12 protein-coding genes are annotated in these 15,259 nt (G+C 69.1%); 5 read left to right on the top strand and 7 right to left on the bottom strand.

The features are described 5' to 3' along the window. The first annotated feature begins 107 nt into the window (after nt 1-107). Nucleotides 108-713, top strand: a complete 606-nt coding sequence (locus ABT147_RS28135; protein ID WP_351411074.1) for a TetR/AcrR family transcriptional regulator — start codon at nt 108-110, stop codon at nt 711-713. A 12-nt stretch (nt 714-725) separates the two neighbouring features. On the opposite strand, the gene ABT147_RS28130 is transcribed toward ABT147_RS28135, so the two are convergent. Beyond that, nucleotides 726-1,664 carry a VOC family protein gene (locus tag ABT147_RS28130; protein WP_351411072.1) on the bottom strand — a complete coding sequence of 313 codons (939 nt, stop codon included), beginning with the start codon at nt 1,662-1,664 and terminating at the stop codon, nt 726-728. Between the two features lie 779 nt (nt 1,665-2,443). Here ABT147_RS28130 and ABT147_RS28125 point away from each other — a divergent pair. From ABT147_RS28125 to ABT147_RS28115, 3 genes are read left to right on the top strand one after another with little or no spacing between them, the layout of a single operon-like run. After that, entirely contained in the window at nt 2,444-3,424 is a 981-nt protein-coding gene (locus ABT147_RS28125; RefSeq protein ID WP_351411069.1) for an ornithine cyclodeaminase family protein, read from the top strand. A gap of 11 nt (nt 3,425-3,435) precedes the next feature. Continuing rightward, nucleotides 3,436-4,917 carry an NAD-dependent succinate-semialdehyde dehydrogenase gene (locus tag ABT147_RS28120; protein WP_351411067.1) on the top strand — a complete coding sequence of 494 codons (1,482 nt, stop codon included), beginning with the start codon at nt 3,436-3,438 and terminating at the stop codon, nt 4,915-4,917. A 50-nt stretch (nt 4,918-4,967) separates the two neighbouring features. Then, on the top strand, nt 4,968-5,987 hold the full coding sequence (locus ABT147_RS28115) for a dihydrodipicolinate synthase family protein (protein WP_351411065.1): 1,020 nt from the start codon (nt 4,968-4,970) through the stop codon (nt 5,985-5,987). 161 nt (nt 5,988-6,148) lie between these two features. On the opposite strand, the gene ABT147_RS28110 is transcribed toward ABT147_RS28115, so the two are convergent. The 5 genes from ABT147_RS28110 to ABT147_RS28090 form a co-directional block, all read right to left on the bottom strand. After that, the gene (locus tag ABT147_RS28110) at nt 6,149-7,189 is read right to left on the bottom strand and encodes an ABC transporter permease (RefSeq protein ID WP_351411063.1); all 1,041 of its coding nucleotides are present in this window, start codon (nt 7,187-7,189) and stop codon (nt 6,149-6,151) included. After that, entirely contained in the window at nt 7,186-8,148 is a 963-nt protein-coding gene (locus ABT147_RS28105) for an ABC transporter permease (RefSeq protein WP_351411061.1), read from the bottom strand. Before ABT147_RS28105 ends, ABT147_RS28110 begins: the two co-directional genes overlap by 4 nt. Continuing rightward, a complete protein-coding gene (locus ABT147_RS28100; protein ID WP_351411058.1) occupies nt 8,141-9,730 on the bottom strand; it encodes a sugar ABC transporter ATP-binding protein in 1,590 nt (529 codons plus the stop codon). Before ABT147_RS28100 ends, ABT147_RS28105 begins: the two co-directional genes overlap by 8 nt. Continuing rightward, on the bottom strand, nt 9,730-10,992 hold the full coding sequence (locus ABT147_RS28095) for a substrate-binding domain-containing protein (RefSeq protein ID WP_351411056.1): 1,263 nt from the start codon (nt 10,990-10,992) through the stop codon (nt 9,730-9,732). Before ABT147_RS28095 ends, ABT147_RS28100 begins: the two co-directional genes overlap by 1 nt. Before the next feature lie 144 nt (nt 10,993-11,136). Continuing rightward, on the bottom strand, nt 11,137-12,360 hold the full coding sequence (locus tag ABT147_RS28090; RefSeq protein ID WP_351411053.1) for an acetyl-CoA C-acetyltransferase: 1,224 nt from the start codon (nt 12,358-12,360) through the stop codon (nt 11,137-11,139). A 485-nt stretch (nt 12,361-12,845) separates the two neighbouring features. On the opposite strand from ABT147_RS28090, the gene ABT147_RS28085 reads away from it, so the two are divergent. Next, entirely contained in the window at nt 12,846-14,369 is a 1,524-nt protein-coding gene (locus tag ABT147_RS28085; RefSeq protein WP_351411051.1) for a bifunctional 3-(3-hydroxy-phenyl)propionate/3-hydroxycinnamic acid hydroxylase, read from the top strand. 106 nt (nt 14,370-14,475) lie between these two features. Here the strand turns inward: ABT147_RS28085 and ABT147_RS28080 are convergent, their stop codons facing one another. Continuing rightward, nucleotides 14,476-15,111 carry a TetR/AcrR family transcriptional regulator gene (locus ABT147_RS28080; RefSeq protein WP_351411049.1) on the bottom strand — a complete coding sequence of 212 codons (636 nt, stop codon included), beginning with the start codon at nt 15,109-15,111 and terminating at the stop codon, nt 14,476-14,478. Nucleotides 15,112-15,259: the final 148 nt, after the last annotated feature.

The following is a 15,259-nucleotide window of genomic DNA, read 5'->3' as shown; positions in this document are numbered from 1 at the left end:
GACCCAGACCATTCGAAACGTTCCGTATCGCATCAAAGGTGGCCTGACCTGTCGATCCCTTCCTGCCGCCGCTCCGGGCCCTGATCGCGTGCGGTACTTTGGGGCGCGTGGCGGTGCGAAGTGAAGCGAGTCGTAGAGCGGTCCTGGACGCGACCATGGATCTGCTGATCCGGGACGGCCGACGGGCCGTCACGGTGCAACAGCTGTCCATCGAGGCGATCGCCAAGCGCGCCAAGGTCAGCAAGGCGACGATCTACCGCTGGTGGCCCAGCAAGGCCGCGGTGGTGATCGACGCCTTCATGGACAACCACCTGGCGCAGACCCGGATCCCGGAGAAGATGCCTGTACGGGAGGCACTCCTCACGCATCTCAAGTCGCTGATCGCCCAGTACGCAGGCCCCCAGGGCCGACTGATCTCCCAGATCATCGCCGAGTGCCAGTACGACCCCGCCACGCTGCAGACGTTCCGTTCCCGGTTCTGGGACGAGCGGTACCGGGCGGTGGAGAAGCTCATGCAGCGCGGCATCGACGAAGGGGTCTTCCGCGCCGACCTCGCGCCCGCTGCCGCCACACAGCTGCTCTACTCCCCCGTCTACCTGAATCTGCTCTTCGGACTCGCCCCGCTCGACGACTCCCTCGCGGAGCAACTGGTGGACATGGGCATCCGTGGGCTCGCGCCGCTGCCGGAGACGGATTCGCCGACCGACGGATGAACCCGGGACAGATCAGACCGGCGGTGCGGTGAACAGGCCCGTGTCGGGGTCGTTGAACATCTCCCGGGTGACGAACTCGTTCATCTCGTTCGCCGTTCCCCACTGGTCGGCGGTCTCGACTTTGCCGGTGTCGAAGAGGGAGGGGTGCCAGGTGTCCTCGTCCAGGTCGGCGAACTCGGTGGTGTACTCCATGGTGTTGCCGTTGGGGTCCTTGAAGTAGGTGAAGCAGTTGTCGCCGGCCAGGTGGCGGCCGGGGCCCCAGATCTTGGGGACGTCGTCGCGCAGGAGCCGGCCGCTGCCGCGCAGGTACTCGTCGATGCCGCGCATCTCGAAGGAGGCGTGGTGCAGGGAGGCGTGGGGGCAGCGGGCGATGGCCATGCTGTGGTGCTGCGGGCTGCACCGCATGAACCACATCAGGCCGCCCATCCGGGGGTGGACGAGGGTGTCGGAGAGCCGGAAGTCCAGGTACTTCTCGTAGAAGGCGCGCATGCGTTCGGGCTCGGGTGAGTTGAGGACGACGTGGGACAGGCGAACCGGAATGTCCTCGCGTTCCTCGATCTTGCGGTGGGTGCGGGAGTCGACCTCGGTGGAGACCTCGATGGTGCGGCCCTCCAGATCGAAGAAGCGGAAGCCGTATCCGCCGCCCGGTGTCTGGAGTGTGTCCGGCTCCGCGACCAGTTTCACGTCGTCGCGGCCCAGCTTCTCGGCCAGGGCGTCGACGGTGGCGCGGTCGGGCGAGCCGAAGGCGACGAGGTCGAGGCGCTTGTCCTGCGAGCGGCGGACCCGGATGACGTACTGCTCCGGTGATCCGACGGCGGCGAAGTAGGTGACGTCACCGTCCCGGCCGGTCTCGGTCAGGCCCCACTTCTGCTCGTAGAAGGCGACCTGCTTGTCGTAGTCCGGCACGGCGATGTCGACGTGCCGGAGATGGGTGATGGGTGTGGAAGACACTAGTCACTCCGGCGGTGTGGGTGTGCTGGGGGGTGGTCAGGCTCGGGCAAGGTCCGCGTCGGCGCTCTGCCCCGGCAGGGTGCCGGCCGGGCCCCTGGGGAGAGTCGCGCGAAGGGCTTCGAGGGCCGCCGAGTCCCGGGCCGTCCCGAGGACGTAGCGGTCCGGACGGACCACGACCGCGGGGTGCGCCGACCGCGGCGAGCAGCGCCTCGGTCTCCTCCGGAGGGGTCAGTACGGCGAAGTCGCCGGCGTCACCGATCAGGGCACGCGCCCCGAGGTCCGGCCCCTCCAGCATGTCCGATCGGGCCACGATCGGGAAACGGGTGCCGACCAGCTCGTCGGGTCGCCGGCGCCGAACTTGTCGGTGGTGACGCCCAGCAGTCCGCGCACGGTGGCCTGGGCGCCGCCACAGGCGACGACCGACGTACCGGACGAGCGCCCGAACCCCACAGCGCGGGCCCGGGGCCCAGCGGCGGTCCGAGCAGAGTGGCGTCGACGGCCCCGTCACACAACGCGTCCCACCGCTCGCGCACCCCGCCCACCGGGCCATGGGAGTGCCCCTCTCCACCCGGCCACACCCTAGGCGTTCCGAAACGGAACGTCCAGGAAAAGAACCAGTTGGATTCTCGTTCGCCCTCGACCACTCACCAGTACATTCAGCATGGTGAGACGAGATACTCCGGCACCCTTCCAGGGCCTTATCTATACGAGACGATTCGTTTAATATGGACGGGCACCGATAGGTAGGCAACGATGCCCCAACGGAAGGATCGGCGCGCATGACCCTCCTACTCGACGACGCGGCCGTTCAGTCGGCCTTCGACTGGAACCTCGCGATCGCGGCGCTGCGCGAGGCGTATGCGGCGGCCGACGACGACGCCCGCTTCCCCACCCGGGTCATCGCCCGCGGCGACGGCAACTGGGTCCGGACCCTCAGCGGAGTCTCCGGCGACAGCGGGCTGATGGGCACCAAAGTCATCGCCGGGGCCATGGGACCCCGGCAGTTCTCGTACCTGATCTCGCTGTTCGACCAGTCGTCCGCCGAACTGGTCGCCCTTCTCGACGGCAACTCGATCACGGGCTACCGGACCGCGGCCACCTCGGCGCTCGCGGCCGGGGCGCTCGCCGTGCGTGGCCCCTTGGACGTCTCCGTCATCGGTTCCGGATTCGAGGCGAAGAAGCATGTGCGCGCCCTGGCCGCCGTGCGCGACCTCAAGTCCGTGCACGTCTACAGCCCGCGTGCCGAGAGCCGCGCCCGCTTCGCCGACGAACTCGGCGATCTCGGCACCTCGATCGTTCCCGCCGAGTCCCCGGAAGCGGCGATCGCCGGCACCTCACTGGTGATCTGCGCCGCCCGCTCCTACGACGAGACCCCGATCCTGCGCGGCGCATGGCTGCGGCCGGGCATGACCGTGGTCTCGATCGGTTCGACGGTGCGTGAACAGCGCGAAGTCGACACCGAGGTGATCGGGCGCGCGGACGTCGTCATCGCCGACGTCGTCGAGGAAGTCCTCCACGACACAGGCGACCTGATCGCCGCCCGGGAGGCCGGCATCGACATCAGCGACCGGATCGGCTCTCTCGCCGCCCTCGTCGGCGGCACGGTCCCGGGACGGACCAGCGCCAGCCAGCTCGTTCTGTACAAGTCCGTCGGCTCGGCGATCCAGGACCTCGCGGTCGCCGCGATGTGCGCGCGCCGCGCACAGGACTCCGGGCTCGGCGTCCAACTCCCCATCCGCATCCAGCCGGTTCACAAGTGAGTGACATAGATATGACCACCACCACCGCCGTCCGCGTCCTGGACGACCCAGCACTTCTCCGTACGGCCGCGTATGTCGGCGGGCAATGGATCGAAGAGGGCGACTCCGGTCGCTTCACCGTCGCCAACCCCGCGACCGGTGAGGCCCTCGCCGAACTGCCTTCGCTCAGCCGTCCCCAGGTCGCCGAAGCGATCGACGCGGCCGACCGTGCCCTGCCCGGCTGGCGTGCCCTGTCGGGCAAGCAGCGCGCCCAGCTCCTGCGCCGCTGGTTCGATCTCGTCACCGAACACACCGAGGACCTCGCCCGGCTGATCACCCTCGAAGAGGGCAAGCCGCTCGCCGAGGCACGGGGTGAGATGGCCTACGCCGCCTCCTTCATCGAGTGGTTCGCGGAGGAGGCCAAGCGGGTCCGCGGTGACATCTTCGCCGCCCCGGACCCCTCGCGCCGGGTCCTCGTCCTCAAGGAGCCCATCGGCGTCTGCGCCGCCATCACGCCATGGAACTTCCCCGCGGCGATGATCACGCGCAAGGCGGCACCGGCGCTCGCCGCCGGCTGCACCATGGTCGTCAAGCCCGCCGAACAGACCCCGCTCACCGCCCTGGCACTCGCCGAGCTGGCCGAGCGTGCGGGCATCCCGGCGGGCGTGTTCAACGTCGTCGTCGGCAAGGCCCGTGAGATCGGCCCCGAGCTGACGGGCAACCCCGTCGTACGCAAGGTCACCTTCACCGGATCGACGGAGGTGGGCCGTCTGCTGATCGCCCAGTCCGCCGAGACCGTGAAGAAGGTGTCGATGGAACTCGGCGGGAACGCTCCCGTCCTGGTCTTCGACGACGCCGACCTCGATGTCGCCGTGTCCGGTGTGATCGCAGCCAAGTACCGCAACACCGGTCAGGCCTGTATCAGCGCCAACCGGGTCTACGTCCAGTCCGGCATCTACGAACGCTTCGCCGAGGAACTGGCCAAGCGTGTGGGCGAGATGCCCGTCGGCGACGGTTTCGAACCCGGTGTGCTGCAGGGTCCTCTCATCGACCGGGCCGCCGTCGCCAAGGTCGAAGAACATGTGGCCGACGCGACGGGCCAGGGTGCGCGCGTCCTGTGCGGCGGGGCACGGCACGAGCGGGGCGAACTCTACTTCCAGCCGACGGTGCTGGCCGACGTCGTCCCCGGCATGGTGATCACCCGGGAGGAGACCTTCGGTCCGGTCACGCCGCTGATCCGGTTCACCGACGAGGCCGACGCCGTCCGCATGGCGAACGACACCGAGTTCGGACTCGCCGCCTACCTCTACAGCCGGGACGCGGAGCGCGTCTGGCGCGTGGCGGCGGGGATCGAAGCCGGGATGATCGGCATCAACTCCGGCCTGATCTCCAACGAGGTCGCGCCCTTCGGCGGCGTCAAGCAGTCGGGCATCGGCCGTGAGGGCTCCGTCTACGGCATCGACGAGTACCTGGAGATGAAGTACCTGTCCTGGGAGGGCGCCGGCCCGATGTGAGCCGCACCGTCCGCACCGTAGGCGACCCATGACCTGAGAGGAAAGGCACCATGCCCGCATACAGCCGCGCGGAAGCCCGTGAGTGGGCCCGCGAGAAGCTGGTCGGCGCCGTCAACTGCACCATTCCGTCGTTCACGAACGACCTCCGCGGCATCAACGAGCAAGCGATCCGCCACGACATCCGGCTGGCCAAGGAACACGGGTTCATCGGCACGCTCGGCATCTCGGAGATCAGCATCACGCTGCCCGAGTACCTGGAATTCCTCCGGATCTCCAAGGACGAGGCAGGCGACGACTTCCACCTCGTCCACCACGCGAGCTGGAACGACCTGGAGCAGAACCTGGAGGCGGTCCGCGGCGCCGAGGAGGCCGGCGCCGACCTCGTCCTGCTGGCGTACCCGCCGAACTTCTACCCGGAGTCCGAGGACGAGGTGTACGAGTACACCAAGGCCGTCTGCGACGCCACCGGCCTGGGCGTCATCCTGTTCCCGATGACGATCTGGAACTTCTCCTCCAGGATCCACCCCTCCGACATCCCGACCCGGCTGATCCGCCGTCTCATCGACGACCTTCCCAACGTGGCGGTGATCAAGGCCGAGGGCGGCTATCCGAACATCCAGAGCGCCGTCGAGTGCAACCGGCTCTTCGGGAACGAGGTCGTCATCTCGGTACCGATCGAGGGCGACCTGATCCCCCTGTCGCAGGTCATGCCGATCCAGTTGTCGGCCACCAGCGACCACGAGTACTTCGGCCCGATGATTCCCCGGGTCATGGAGCTCCTGCGCGAGGGCAAGTACGACGACGCCACGCAGATCTACTGGCAGCTGCACCCGGCACGGAAGACCAAGGCCGGCCTCTTCCAGGGCATGCACGGCGGGTCCGTCCTCAACCGGATGGCCTGGAAGTTCCAGGGCTGGCTCCAGGGCTACAACGGCGGCCCTCTGCGCCAGCCCACGATGCGCCTCCAGGACAGCCAGATGGCGGCGCTGCGCAAGGGACTGATCGACTCCGGGCTCGAACCGAGCATGGACCCCTTCCGGGAGTTCTTCATCGGACGCAACCCCGCCTGACATCCGCCGACATGCCCCGGGCCCCGGATACGAGCGTATCCGGGGCCCGGGGCATGTCCTGCGTGGACGAGAGCCGTGCGCGTCCCCCCGGCCCGCAGCCTTGTTCAGTGTGCGAAGGGTGGCCCCGAGCGCCTCTGTCGAAGCCCCTCGGTCAGGTCGTGTCAGACCCGGTCGTTGAGTCGGCGCTGCCGGCCGTAGGCCGTGACGACAACGAGCAGGGCGAGGCCGTAGAGGATGCGGTTGTCCCCCTCGTCGAAGCCCTGACCCGCGAGGATCGTCGTCAACTCGGTCAGCAGCAGCGTGCCGAGCACGGTGCGGGTGTAACTGCCGCGAGCCGTGCCGATCATCGTGCCGCCGACGACGACCGCGGCGATGCCGGAGAAGAGGTACGGGTCACCGGAGTTCGGGGTGGCACCGCTCGCGAATCCGGCGACGAGCATGCCGACGATGCCGGCGACCGCGCCGCCGATGGCGAACACGAGCACCCAGACCCGCCGGACGTCGATCATCATGAGCGTCGCCGCGCGCGGGTTGCCGCCCGCGGCGTACAACTGCCGGCCCGCCCGGGTACGCGCGAGCACGATCCCCAGCACCACCGAGACCACCGCCCACAGCACCACGACCGGAGGCACCCGCAGGCCGAAGGTCGTACCGGCCACGGAGGTCCAGTCCGACAGCACGGCGGGCGGCGCGTCGACGATGTTGCCGTCGGTGACGATGAGGATGGCGCTGATCAGGATGGAGTACATCCCCAGGGTCACGACGAGGGACTGGACACCGAAGCGCTGGCAGACCCAGCCGCTCACCGCGCCGGCCAGACCGGTCACACCGACGACGACCGCCGTGGTCGCGGCCATCGACCAGTGGTGCTTTCCGGCGAGTTGGGCCGCCGCGACGGCGCCGACCGAGATGTACCCGGCCACCGCGAGGTCCAGGCCGCCGACGAGCACGACGAGCGTCTGTCCGACCGAGGCGAGGCCCAGCAGGCTTCCCAGGACGAGCATCGACATCACCGCCGAGTGCTCGGTGAATCCGGGTACCGAGACCGCGCCCCACGCGAACACCGCGAGAACGGCCACGATCTGGAACACCGGAACGCGCTGCTGGACGGCGGCGAACGAGCGCCACAGCTCCCGGGCCCCGCCCGGTGTGTCCGGCACCTCGGGCACGACGGTGTTCGGCACGCTGCCGGTGCTGGTCATGCGGCCACCTCTCTCTTGCCGCGGGCGAGCGTCGCGCCGAGGACGACGCCGAGGACGAGCAGTACCCCGTACGCCAGTTGCACGTAGTTCGACGAGGCGCCGGTCGCGGAGAGCAGTTCCTGCAGCAGGAAGATCCCGCAGGCGCCGAGGAACGACCCCAGCACTCCCCCGGTGCCACCGGCGAGCGAGGTGCCGCCCAGGGAGACCGCGGCGAGCGCGATGAGCGCGTAGGTCGTACCGAGAGACGAGTCGGAGGACTGGATGAGCGCGGTCAGCGCGATGCCGCCCACCGAGGCGAACAGGCCCGCGAGGGCGTAGGCGCCGATACGGACGGCGGTGACGTTGACTCCGGCCGAGTAGGAGGCCGTGGCGTCGCCGCCGACGGCGTACAGATTGCGTACGAAGGCCGTGCGCCGCAGGACGAGCCACACCGCCGCCGGGGCGGCCATCGTCAGCAGCGCCCCCGGGAACCAGCCGCCCATCAGGCCGGCGAGGCCGGTCGTCCAGTTCTGACCGGGGTCTCCCGGCGTCGCGGCGATCTTCAGCGCGACCCCGATCAGCACGAACAGGGAGCCGAGCGTCGCGATGACCGGATCGAGCCGGACGACCGCTACCAGGACACCGTTGATCACACCGACCGTGAGGCCAAGAAGCAGGAGCAGCGGGATCGCCACGAACGCTCCGCCGAGACCGTGCGGTATGAGCACCGAGACGAAGACGCAGTTGACGACCGTCGCGAGCGGCCCGATCGAGAGGTCGACCCCGCCCCCGCCGAGCACCGGCGGGGTCGAGGCGATGCCGAGGATCGCGAACGGCGCGAGCGTGCCGAGCAGCGCGGGCCACTGGCCGGGGGCCAGGAACGTGGGCCGGATCACGGCGTTCGCGATGACGAGCGCGACGACGAGCACCAGTACGAAGGCGTACGGGCGTGCGCGGAGCACGGAGAGATATCTAGACATCGGTGTGGTCCTTGTGGCCGAAGTAGGCGCCGACGAGCGCCGATCTGCTGAGCGAGGAGCGGGGGAGCTCCGCGACCACGGCCGACTCGCGGAAGACGACGACGCGGTCCATGAGTTCGAGCAGCTCGTCGACCTCGCTGGAGAGCATCACGACGGCGACCCCTTCCGCGCACAGGCCCCGCAGTACGGCGTAGAGGTCGCGTTTGGCCTTGAGGTCCACGCCGCGGGTCGGGTCGTTGAGCAGCAGGACCGCCGGCTCGGAGGCGAGCCACCGCGCGATGACCACCTTCTGCTGGTTGCCGCCGCTCAGGGTCGAGATCGAGTCGCCCTGCGCACGGATCACGAGCCGCAGTCGCTCGGCGTGGCCGCGCAGCCGGGCGAGGGTGCGCCCGGGTCGCAGCACACCGGAAACGGTGTCCCGTCGCAGGGTGGGCAGGCCGAAGTTCTCCCGGATGGAGAGGTGGGGCAGCAAGGCCTCGCCGCGTCGCTCGCGCGGCACGTAGACGATGCCGCTCCGGTAGGCGTCCACCGGGCTGGTGACCCGGTGCGTCTCTTCCGACGTGACCCGGCTGACCGTTCCGGAGGAGGGCGGTACGCCGCGCAGGGCGTGCAGGAGCCGGTCCTGCCCCTGGCCTTCGAGGCCGACGAGCCCGACGATCTCGCCCGCTCGTACCGCGAAGTCGAGCGGAGCGGCCGCCGGTGCGAGCCGGACCCCCTCGGCTTCGAGCACCACCGGGCCGGGCTCCCGTACGGCTTCGGCAACGGCGGGGTGCTCGCGTGCCTCGCCCCCGGTCATCCGGTGGACGAGGTCCGGGATCGAGGACTCCGCCGCCGGTATCCGCTCGGCGACCGCCGCACCGGAGCGGAAGACCGTGATGACATCGCTGATGGTGAAGATCTCGTCCATCCGGTGCGAGATGAACAGCACGCTCGTGCCGGCGGCGGTCACCTCACGGACCACCTCGAACAGGCGGTCGCGCGAGTCGAGGTCGAGGGCCGATGTCGACTCGTCGAGGATCAGGACGCGTGGGTCCATGACGAGCGCGCGGGCGATGCAGCACAGTTGACGCTGCGACAGCGACAACGTGCCGGCGGGGACGTCGAGGTCGATCGGGACGACCGCGAGCCGGTCGAGGATCTCCCTCGCGCGCCGGCGCCGCTCGGCTCCGGGCACCGTCCGGCGGACCACTCCGTCGGCGCCGAGCCAGACGTTGTCGAGTACGGAGCGGCTCGCCACGGTGAGCACCTCCTGGAACACCGTGGCGATACCGAGTTCCCGTGCCCGCCGGGGCGAGGCGATCCGGTCGACCGGCGTGCCGTCGACCGCGAGGGTGCCGCCGTCCATGGTGTGCACCCCCGACAGGATCTTGACGAGTGTGCTCTTGCCGCTGCCGTTCTCACCGATCACCGTGTGCACCTCGCCCGGCCGCAGACGCAGCGCGCCGGAGGAGAGCGCCCGGGTGGCGCCGAACGACTTCGTGACGCCGACCGCCTCTATGCGCATGGTCTCGCCCACCGCCGGGGGCGGAGCGACCTCCGCCCCCCGGATGTGCGCCACGTGGGGTTTCCCCGTGGTCGTCATCAGGAGCTCTTCGTGAAGAACTGGGCGATGTACGACTCCGACATGAAGTCGTCGTCCTTGCCCGCCGCGTTGGCGGTGTTCGAGATGTCCCAGCCGTCCTGGTAGATCTCGTCGAGGTTGTCGTTGGTGATGTAGACCGGCTGTGTGATGACCTGGTTCACCTTCGGCCCGTCACCCGCGAGCATCTTCAGCGCGACGTTGGCGATGGAGACACCGATCGCGGCGTCCGGTGTCGAGGTCCCGAACTCCTGGTGGGTCGACGCGTTCTGGTGCGCGTAGGCGACGCTTCCGCGGGACGAGCCGATGTCGGCGAGCGGCGGCACCGGCTTGCCGAGCTGCTTGAAGGCGTTGATCACGCCGACGCCCATCGCTCCGGCCTGGAGGACGCCGTCGACGCCTGCGGGGTGGGTCGAGAGGAACTGCAGCACGGCGGCCTTCGTCGTCGCGCTGACGTATGCGCCCGTCACCTCACCGGCGACCTTGATGTCCGGGCACAGCTTGAGCACGGCCTTGAAGCCGGCCATCGCGTCCGCGTCCTGCTGAATGCCGGGGATGCCGTGCACGAGCAGGACGTCGCCCTTGCCGTCCATGGCCTGGACGACCTTGGACGCTGTCGTCGCCGCCTGGAGGAAGTTGTTCAGCCCGACGCTCACCGCTGACGGGGTCGGCGAGGAGTTCCACGCCGAGACAACCGGGATACCCGCCTTGGCGGCCGCGTCCATGACCTTGGCCGAGGGACCGGGGGCGATCGGCTGCGTGATGATCAGGTCGGGCTTGTCACCGATGAGCTGGTTGATCTGCTGGAGCTGGCCTGGCACGTCGGAGGGGGACGTCGGAGTGAGCTCCTTGGTGATGGTGACGTTCCCGCTCGCCTCAAGGGTCTTCTTGACCGCGTTGTACATCTCGGTGAGGAAGGCGTTGTTCCGCGGCGGCCAGGAGAGCGCGACCTTGTAGGGGCCGTCGTGCGACGGCTTCCAGTCCTTCCAGGCGGAGGCTTCCACCGGGTTGGTGAAGCCGTTGAAGTTCTCCACGACCGGGCTTCCGAGCGAGGCGAGGGCGCCGGAGCTGTCCTTGGGGTCGATCTTCGGAACCGACCCGCACTCGCCGGCGGCGACGTTCTTCCGCGGCTTGGTGCCCACGGCATCCTTTCCCGCGGTGCCGGAGGTACCGGCGCCGGCACAGGCCGCCAGTGAGGTCATCGCCGTGGCGAGTGCGGCGGAGGCGAGCAAGCGGCGCTGAAGGGGTCTACGGAAAGCAGCCATGTGCGTGGTCCATTCTCATTGCTCTGACATGAATCGGTGTGCTCGGTCCGAGCGGCAGACCGAGCCGACCGATGACAAAGGGGTGGGGTGTGGTTGTTGTCGCCGCGAGCCGTCTGGAGACCCTGCGGTGAGGGAGCCCGGTGACTAGGCGAGGCGCTCCAGGACGAGTGCCATGCCCTGGCCGCCGCCGACGCACATGGTCTCGACGCCGAATCGCGCGTCGAGCGTGCGCAGTCCGTTGAGCAGGGTCGTCAGGATGCGGGCGCCGGTCATGCCGAAGGGGTGGCCCAGGGCGATCGCCCCGCCGTGCACGTTGAGCCGTTCGAAGGGGACACCGAGTTCCCGGGCGGAGGCGATGACCTGTACGGCGAACGCCTCGTTCATCTCGAAGAGGTCGATGTCGCCGATGCCGAGACCGGCGCGCGCGAGGGCCTGCCGGGTGGCGTCGACGGGGCCGAGGCCCATGATCTCCGGGGACAGCCCGGACACGCCGGTGGACACGATCCGGGCGAGCGGTGTGACGCCGAGTTCGCGGGCCCTGATGTCGCTCATGATGACGACGGCCGCGGCGCCGTCGTTGAGCGGGCAGGCGTTCCCCGCGGTGACCGTGCCAGCGGGCCGGAACGCCGGCTGCAACCCGGCGAGCGCTTCGTACGTGGTGCCCGGGCGCGGACTGTCGTCCGTCGCCGCGACGGTGCCGTCCGGCAGCGTGACCGGCGTGATCTCGCGGGCGTGGAAGCCGGTGCTCACGGCCTTGGCGGTGAGCTGCTGGCTGCGCAGCGCGAACTCGTCCTGTTCCTGGCGGCTGATCCCACGGAGTGTGGCGACGTTCTCCGCGGTCTGTCCCATGCTCGCGTAGATGTCGGGCAGCAGGCCCTCCGCACGCGGGTCACTCCAGGGACGGTTGGTGCGCGCGTACTCCCCGGTGCGGGCCCGGGCCTGGGCGAAGAGCGGGTTCGTGGTGTCCTCGGCGTCGGAGCCGGCCGAGGGGAACCGGCCGTACCGGGAGACGCATTCGACGCCCGCGCTGACGAAGACATGGCCCTCCCCGGACTTGATGGCGTGGAACGCCATGCGGGTGGTCTGCAAAGAGGAGGCGCAGAACCGGGTGACGGTCGTGCCGGGGACGGTGTCGAGGCCGAGCTGGACGGCGACCCGGCGGGCGATGTTGCCACCGTGCTCGCCCTGTGGCTCCGCACATCCCAGGTGGAGATCGTCGATCCCGGCGGGGTCGAGTTCGGGCACCTGCTCCAAGGCGGCACGGACCGCGGTGGCTGCCAGGTCGTCGGGGCGCATGCCCCGCAGCGAACCCTTGAACGCGCGTCCGATCGGAGTGCGCGCCACGGCGACGACAACGGCCTCAGGCATATGAGTGGGCCTTTCTCGGCGAATGTGAGGTGAGTACCGGCGGCACTGGCTCTCGGACGCCATGTGCCTTCTACCGCCGAGCGCGCGGGGAGTGCTGACGCAGGCGGGCACAAGAACCGCTTTCAAAACGGTCCGTTTCGCGTCGACCATAGCTCCAGGGAGGACACATCGGAAGCCTTCACGCATGGATCGACCAGGTAGCGGATCCGTAACACAAGAGGTGCGCAAGTTGCCTGCACAAGTACTAGACGTTTCGTTTCGAACGCCCTAACGTGAGCGAGCCTCAGGAGGGAGGAGCACTCGACTGACGGCGCGCCTTCGCCGGATGGACCTCACGACGCGGACCAGAGCCCGGAGACGGTCAGGTCGGGCCGGACGGGAAGAGGTGGCCACGAGATTCGATGCCAAAGCATGATTTATGACGCATACTCCTCCCCCTCTCCCCCCACACACATACGGAGCTCATCCCCGTTCATGGAGTTCAGATGTCCAACGACTGTGAAGTCATCGTTGTCGGCGGCGGTCCCGTAGGCGTGCTCGCACTGGCGCTGCTGGGCCATGCCGGCCTCCGGGCCGTCGGAGTCGAGCGCGAGCCCGAGATGTGGTCGCAGGCGCGGGCCGTGCACTTCGACGGGGAGACCATGCGCTCGCTGCAGGCCATCGGCCTCGCCGAGGACGTCGCCGTCCGCTCCAAGCCGATGCGCGAGTTCCGGATGGAGAACGAGGCCGGCGAGACACTCTTCACCCAGCCCACCGGGCAGTGGGGCTCTCAGGCGTGGCACGACGAGGTCCTGTTCCACCAGCCGGAGATCGACACCCTCCTGCGCGCGGAGGTCGACCGGCTGCCCGGTGTCGAACTGCGCTGCGGGGTCACCCTGACAGGTATCGAGGAGGAGGGTGACGGCGTCCGCTGCCATGTCCGCACGCAGGACGGTACGGACGAGGTACTCACCGCTCGATGGGTCATCGCCTGTGACGGCGCCCAGTCGACAGTCCGACGCGCTCTGGGCGTGACCTGCGAGAACCTGGGCACGGACGACCCGTGGCTGGTCGTCGACGGACATCTGGGCGGCGCCGCCGCGATCAAGGGGGACATGGTCTTCCTCGGGCGCCACACCCGCCCCGCCCTGTGGGTGGACCTGCCCGGCGACCTCGTGCGCATGGAGTTCAAGCTGATGCCCGGCGACGACCGGGAGGAGATCGTCACCGACAAGGCCATCGCCCGGCTCAGCCGGGGGGTCCTCACTCCGGAGACGTTCGAGCCCGAGCGCAAGGCCATCTACACGTTCCGCGCCCGCGTGGCCACCACCTGGCGGGTCGGCAACGTGTTCCTGGCCGGTGACGCCGCCCACCAGGCACCACCGCTGTTCGGCCAGGGCCTGTGCGCCGGCCTGCGTGACGTGACCAACCTGGTCTGGAAGCTACGGCTGGTCGCGCTCGGCAAGGCGCCGGCCGACCTGCTGGACACCTACGAGTCCGAACGCAGACCGCACGCCCGATACTGGGTCGAGAAGGCCGCCACGATGGCGCACCTCGTCCAGACCACCGATCCCGAGACCGCGGCTCAGCGGGATTCCTACATCCGCGCCAACCCCGCCGCCTCGCACCCCGACGCGCCTTCGCTCGGGCCGGGGTCACATGCCGGCACCGATCCCTGCGCGGGTCGTCTGTCCGTGCAACCGGTCCTCCCCGATGGACGGCGCCTGGACGACCTGGTCGGCAGACGCTTCCTGCTCGCGGCCGACGCCGAGCTTCTCGCGAGCCTGGCCCCCTCGCTCCTGAGCCGGATCGAGGAGGACGCCGAGATCGTGGCTCTGACCGCCGGCGAGCACATCGATCAGTTGCTCGCCTCGGTCGAGGCGCCGGCCGTGGTGGTGCGCCCGGACCGCTATGTGCAGGGAACGGCACACGACACGGCGAGTCTGGTCTCCCTGCTGGAATCTCTTCCCACCTGGACTCCGGCGACCGCTCGGGCGGCTTCCCTTTCGGCGCCGCCGCAGGGCGACTGAGCGACCGGCGCGGCATGCCGGCGTGCGGGGCCGCGGCTTCGAAGCCCCGGCCCCGCCTCATGCCCGCGTCGACGACGCCTCACCATGCGCGAGAGGCCCGCCGGGACTACGTTGCGCGGCCGGCCCCGAGGGCAACGCTCCCCAGGATCGTCACGCCCCTCTCCGGGCAGGTCGCGATCCCCTGGATCCCCAACTCGACCAACCGTTCCGCCAACTCGTCGTCGAGAGGACCGAGGGCGAACAGCAGATGCAGATACACCGGGGCGTAGAACAGTTGCGCGGCGCGTCCCGGATCGATGTCCGAGCGGAAGACGCCCTCCTCGATGCCACGCTGCATGAGTTTCTCGACGGCCGCGCACCGGTCGTTCCAGAACCGGGAACGGAAGTCGGCCAGGGCCGCGGGATCGTACTGGCATTCGGCGATGATCTGGGAGATCAACTTGCCCTGAGGGCCGGCGTATCGACCGATCAGCGCCTTCAGATGGGCCAGGAGAGCATCGCGGACGGGCAGCTTCTCCGAGATGCGGACGTGCGCCAGGTGGTTCTCCATGAAGGCGTCGATCACCACGGCCAACTTGCTGGGCCACCAGCGGTAGATCGTCGCCTTGCTGACCCCCGCCCGTACGGCGATCGCCTCGACGGTCAGTTTCTGCACCGTGATGGCCCGTCTGCCGTCGCGGACCAAGAGGTCCATGGTCGCGTCGATGATCGCCTTACGACTCGATTCGCTTCGTACTGCCACAGGCAGAATTTACTGCACTCGAACGACATCCTCCTAGCCCAAGAAGGGGTCAGTGGCGTCCACAAATCAGCTATACGATTCGAAACGTCTCGATTCAGGCAGAGTCATGGATCACACCATCACCGGTCCGGCTTGCCATTCGTGGCCT

It is taken from the genome of Streptomyces sp. NPDC001868 (assembly GCF_040297125.1).
Lineage (GTDB): Bacteria > Actinomycetota > Actinomycetes > Streptomycetales > Streptomycetaceae > Streptomyces.
The sequence above is the reverse complement of the archived record's forward strand: the minus strand, read 5'-3'. Positions and strand labels throughout refer to the sequence as shown.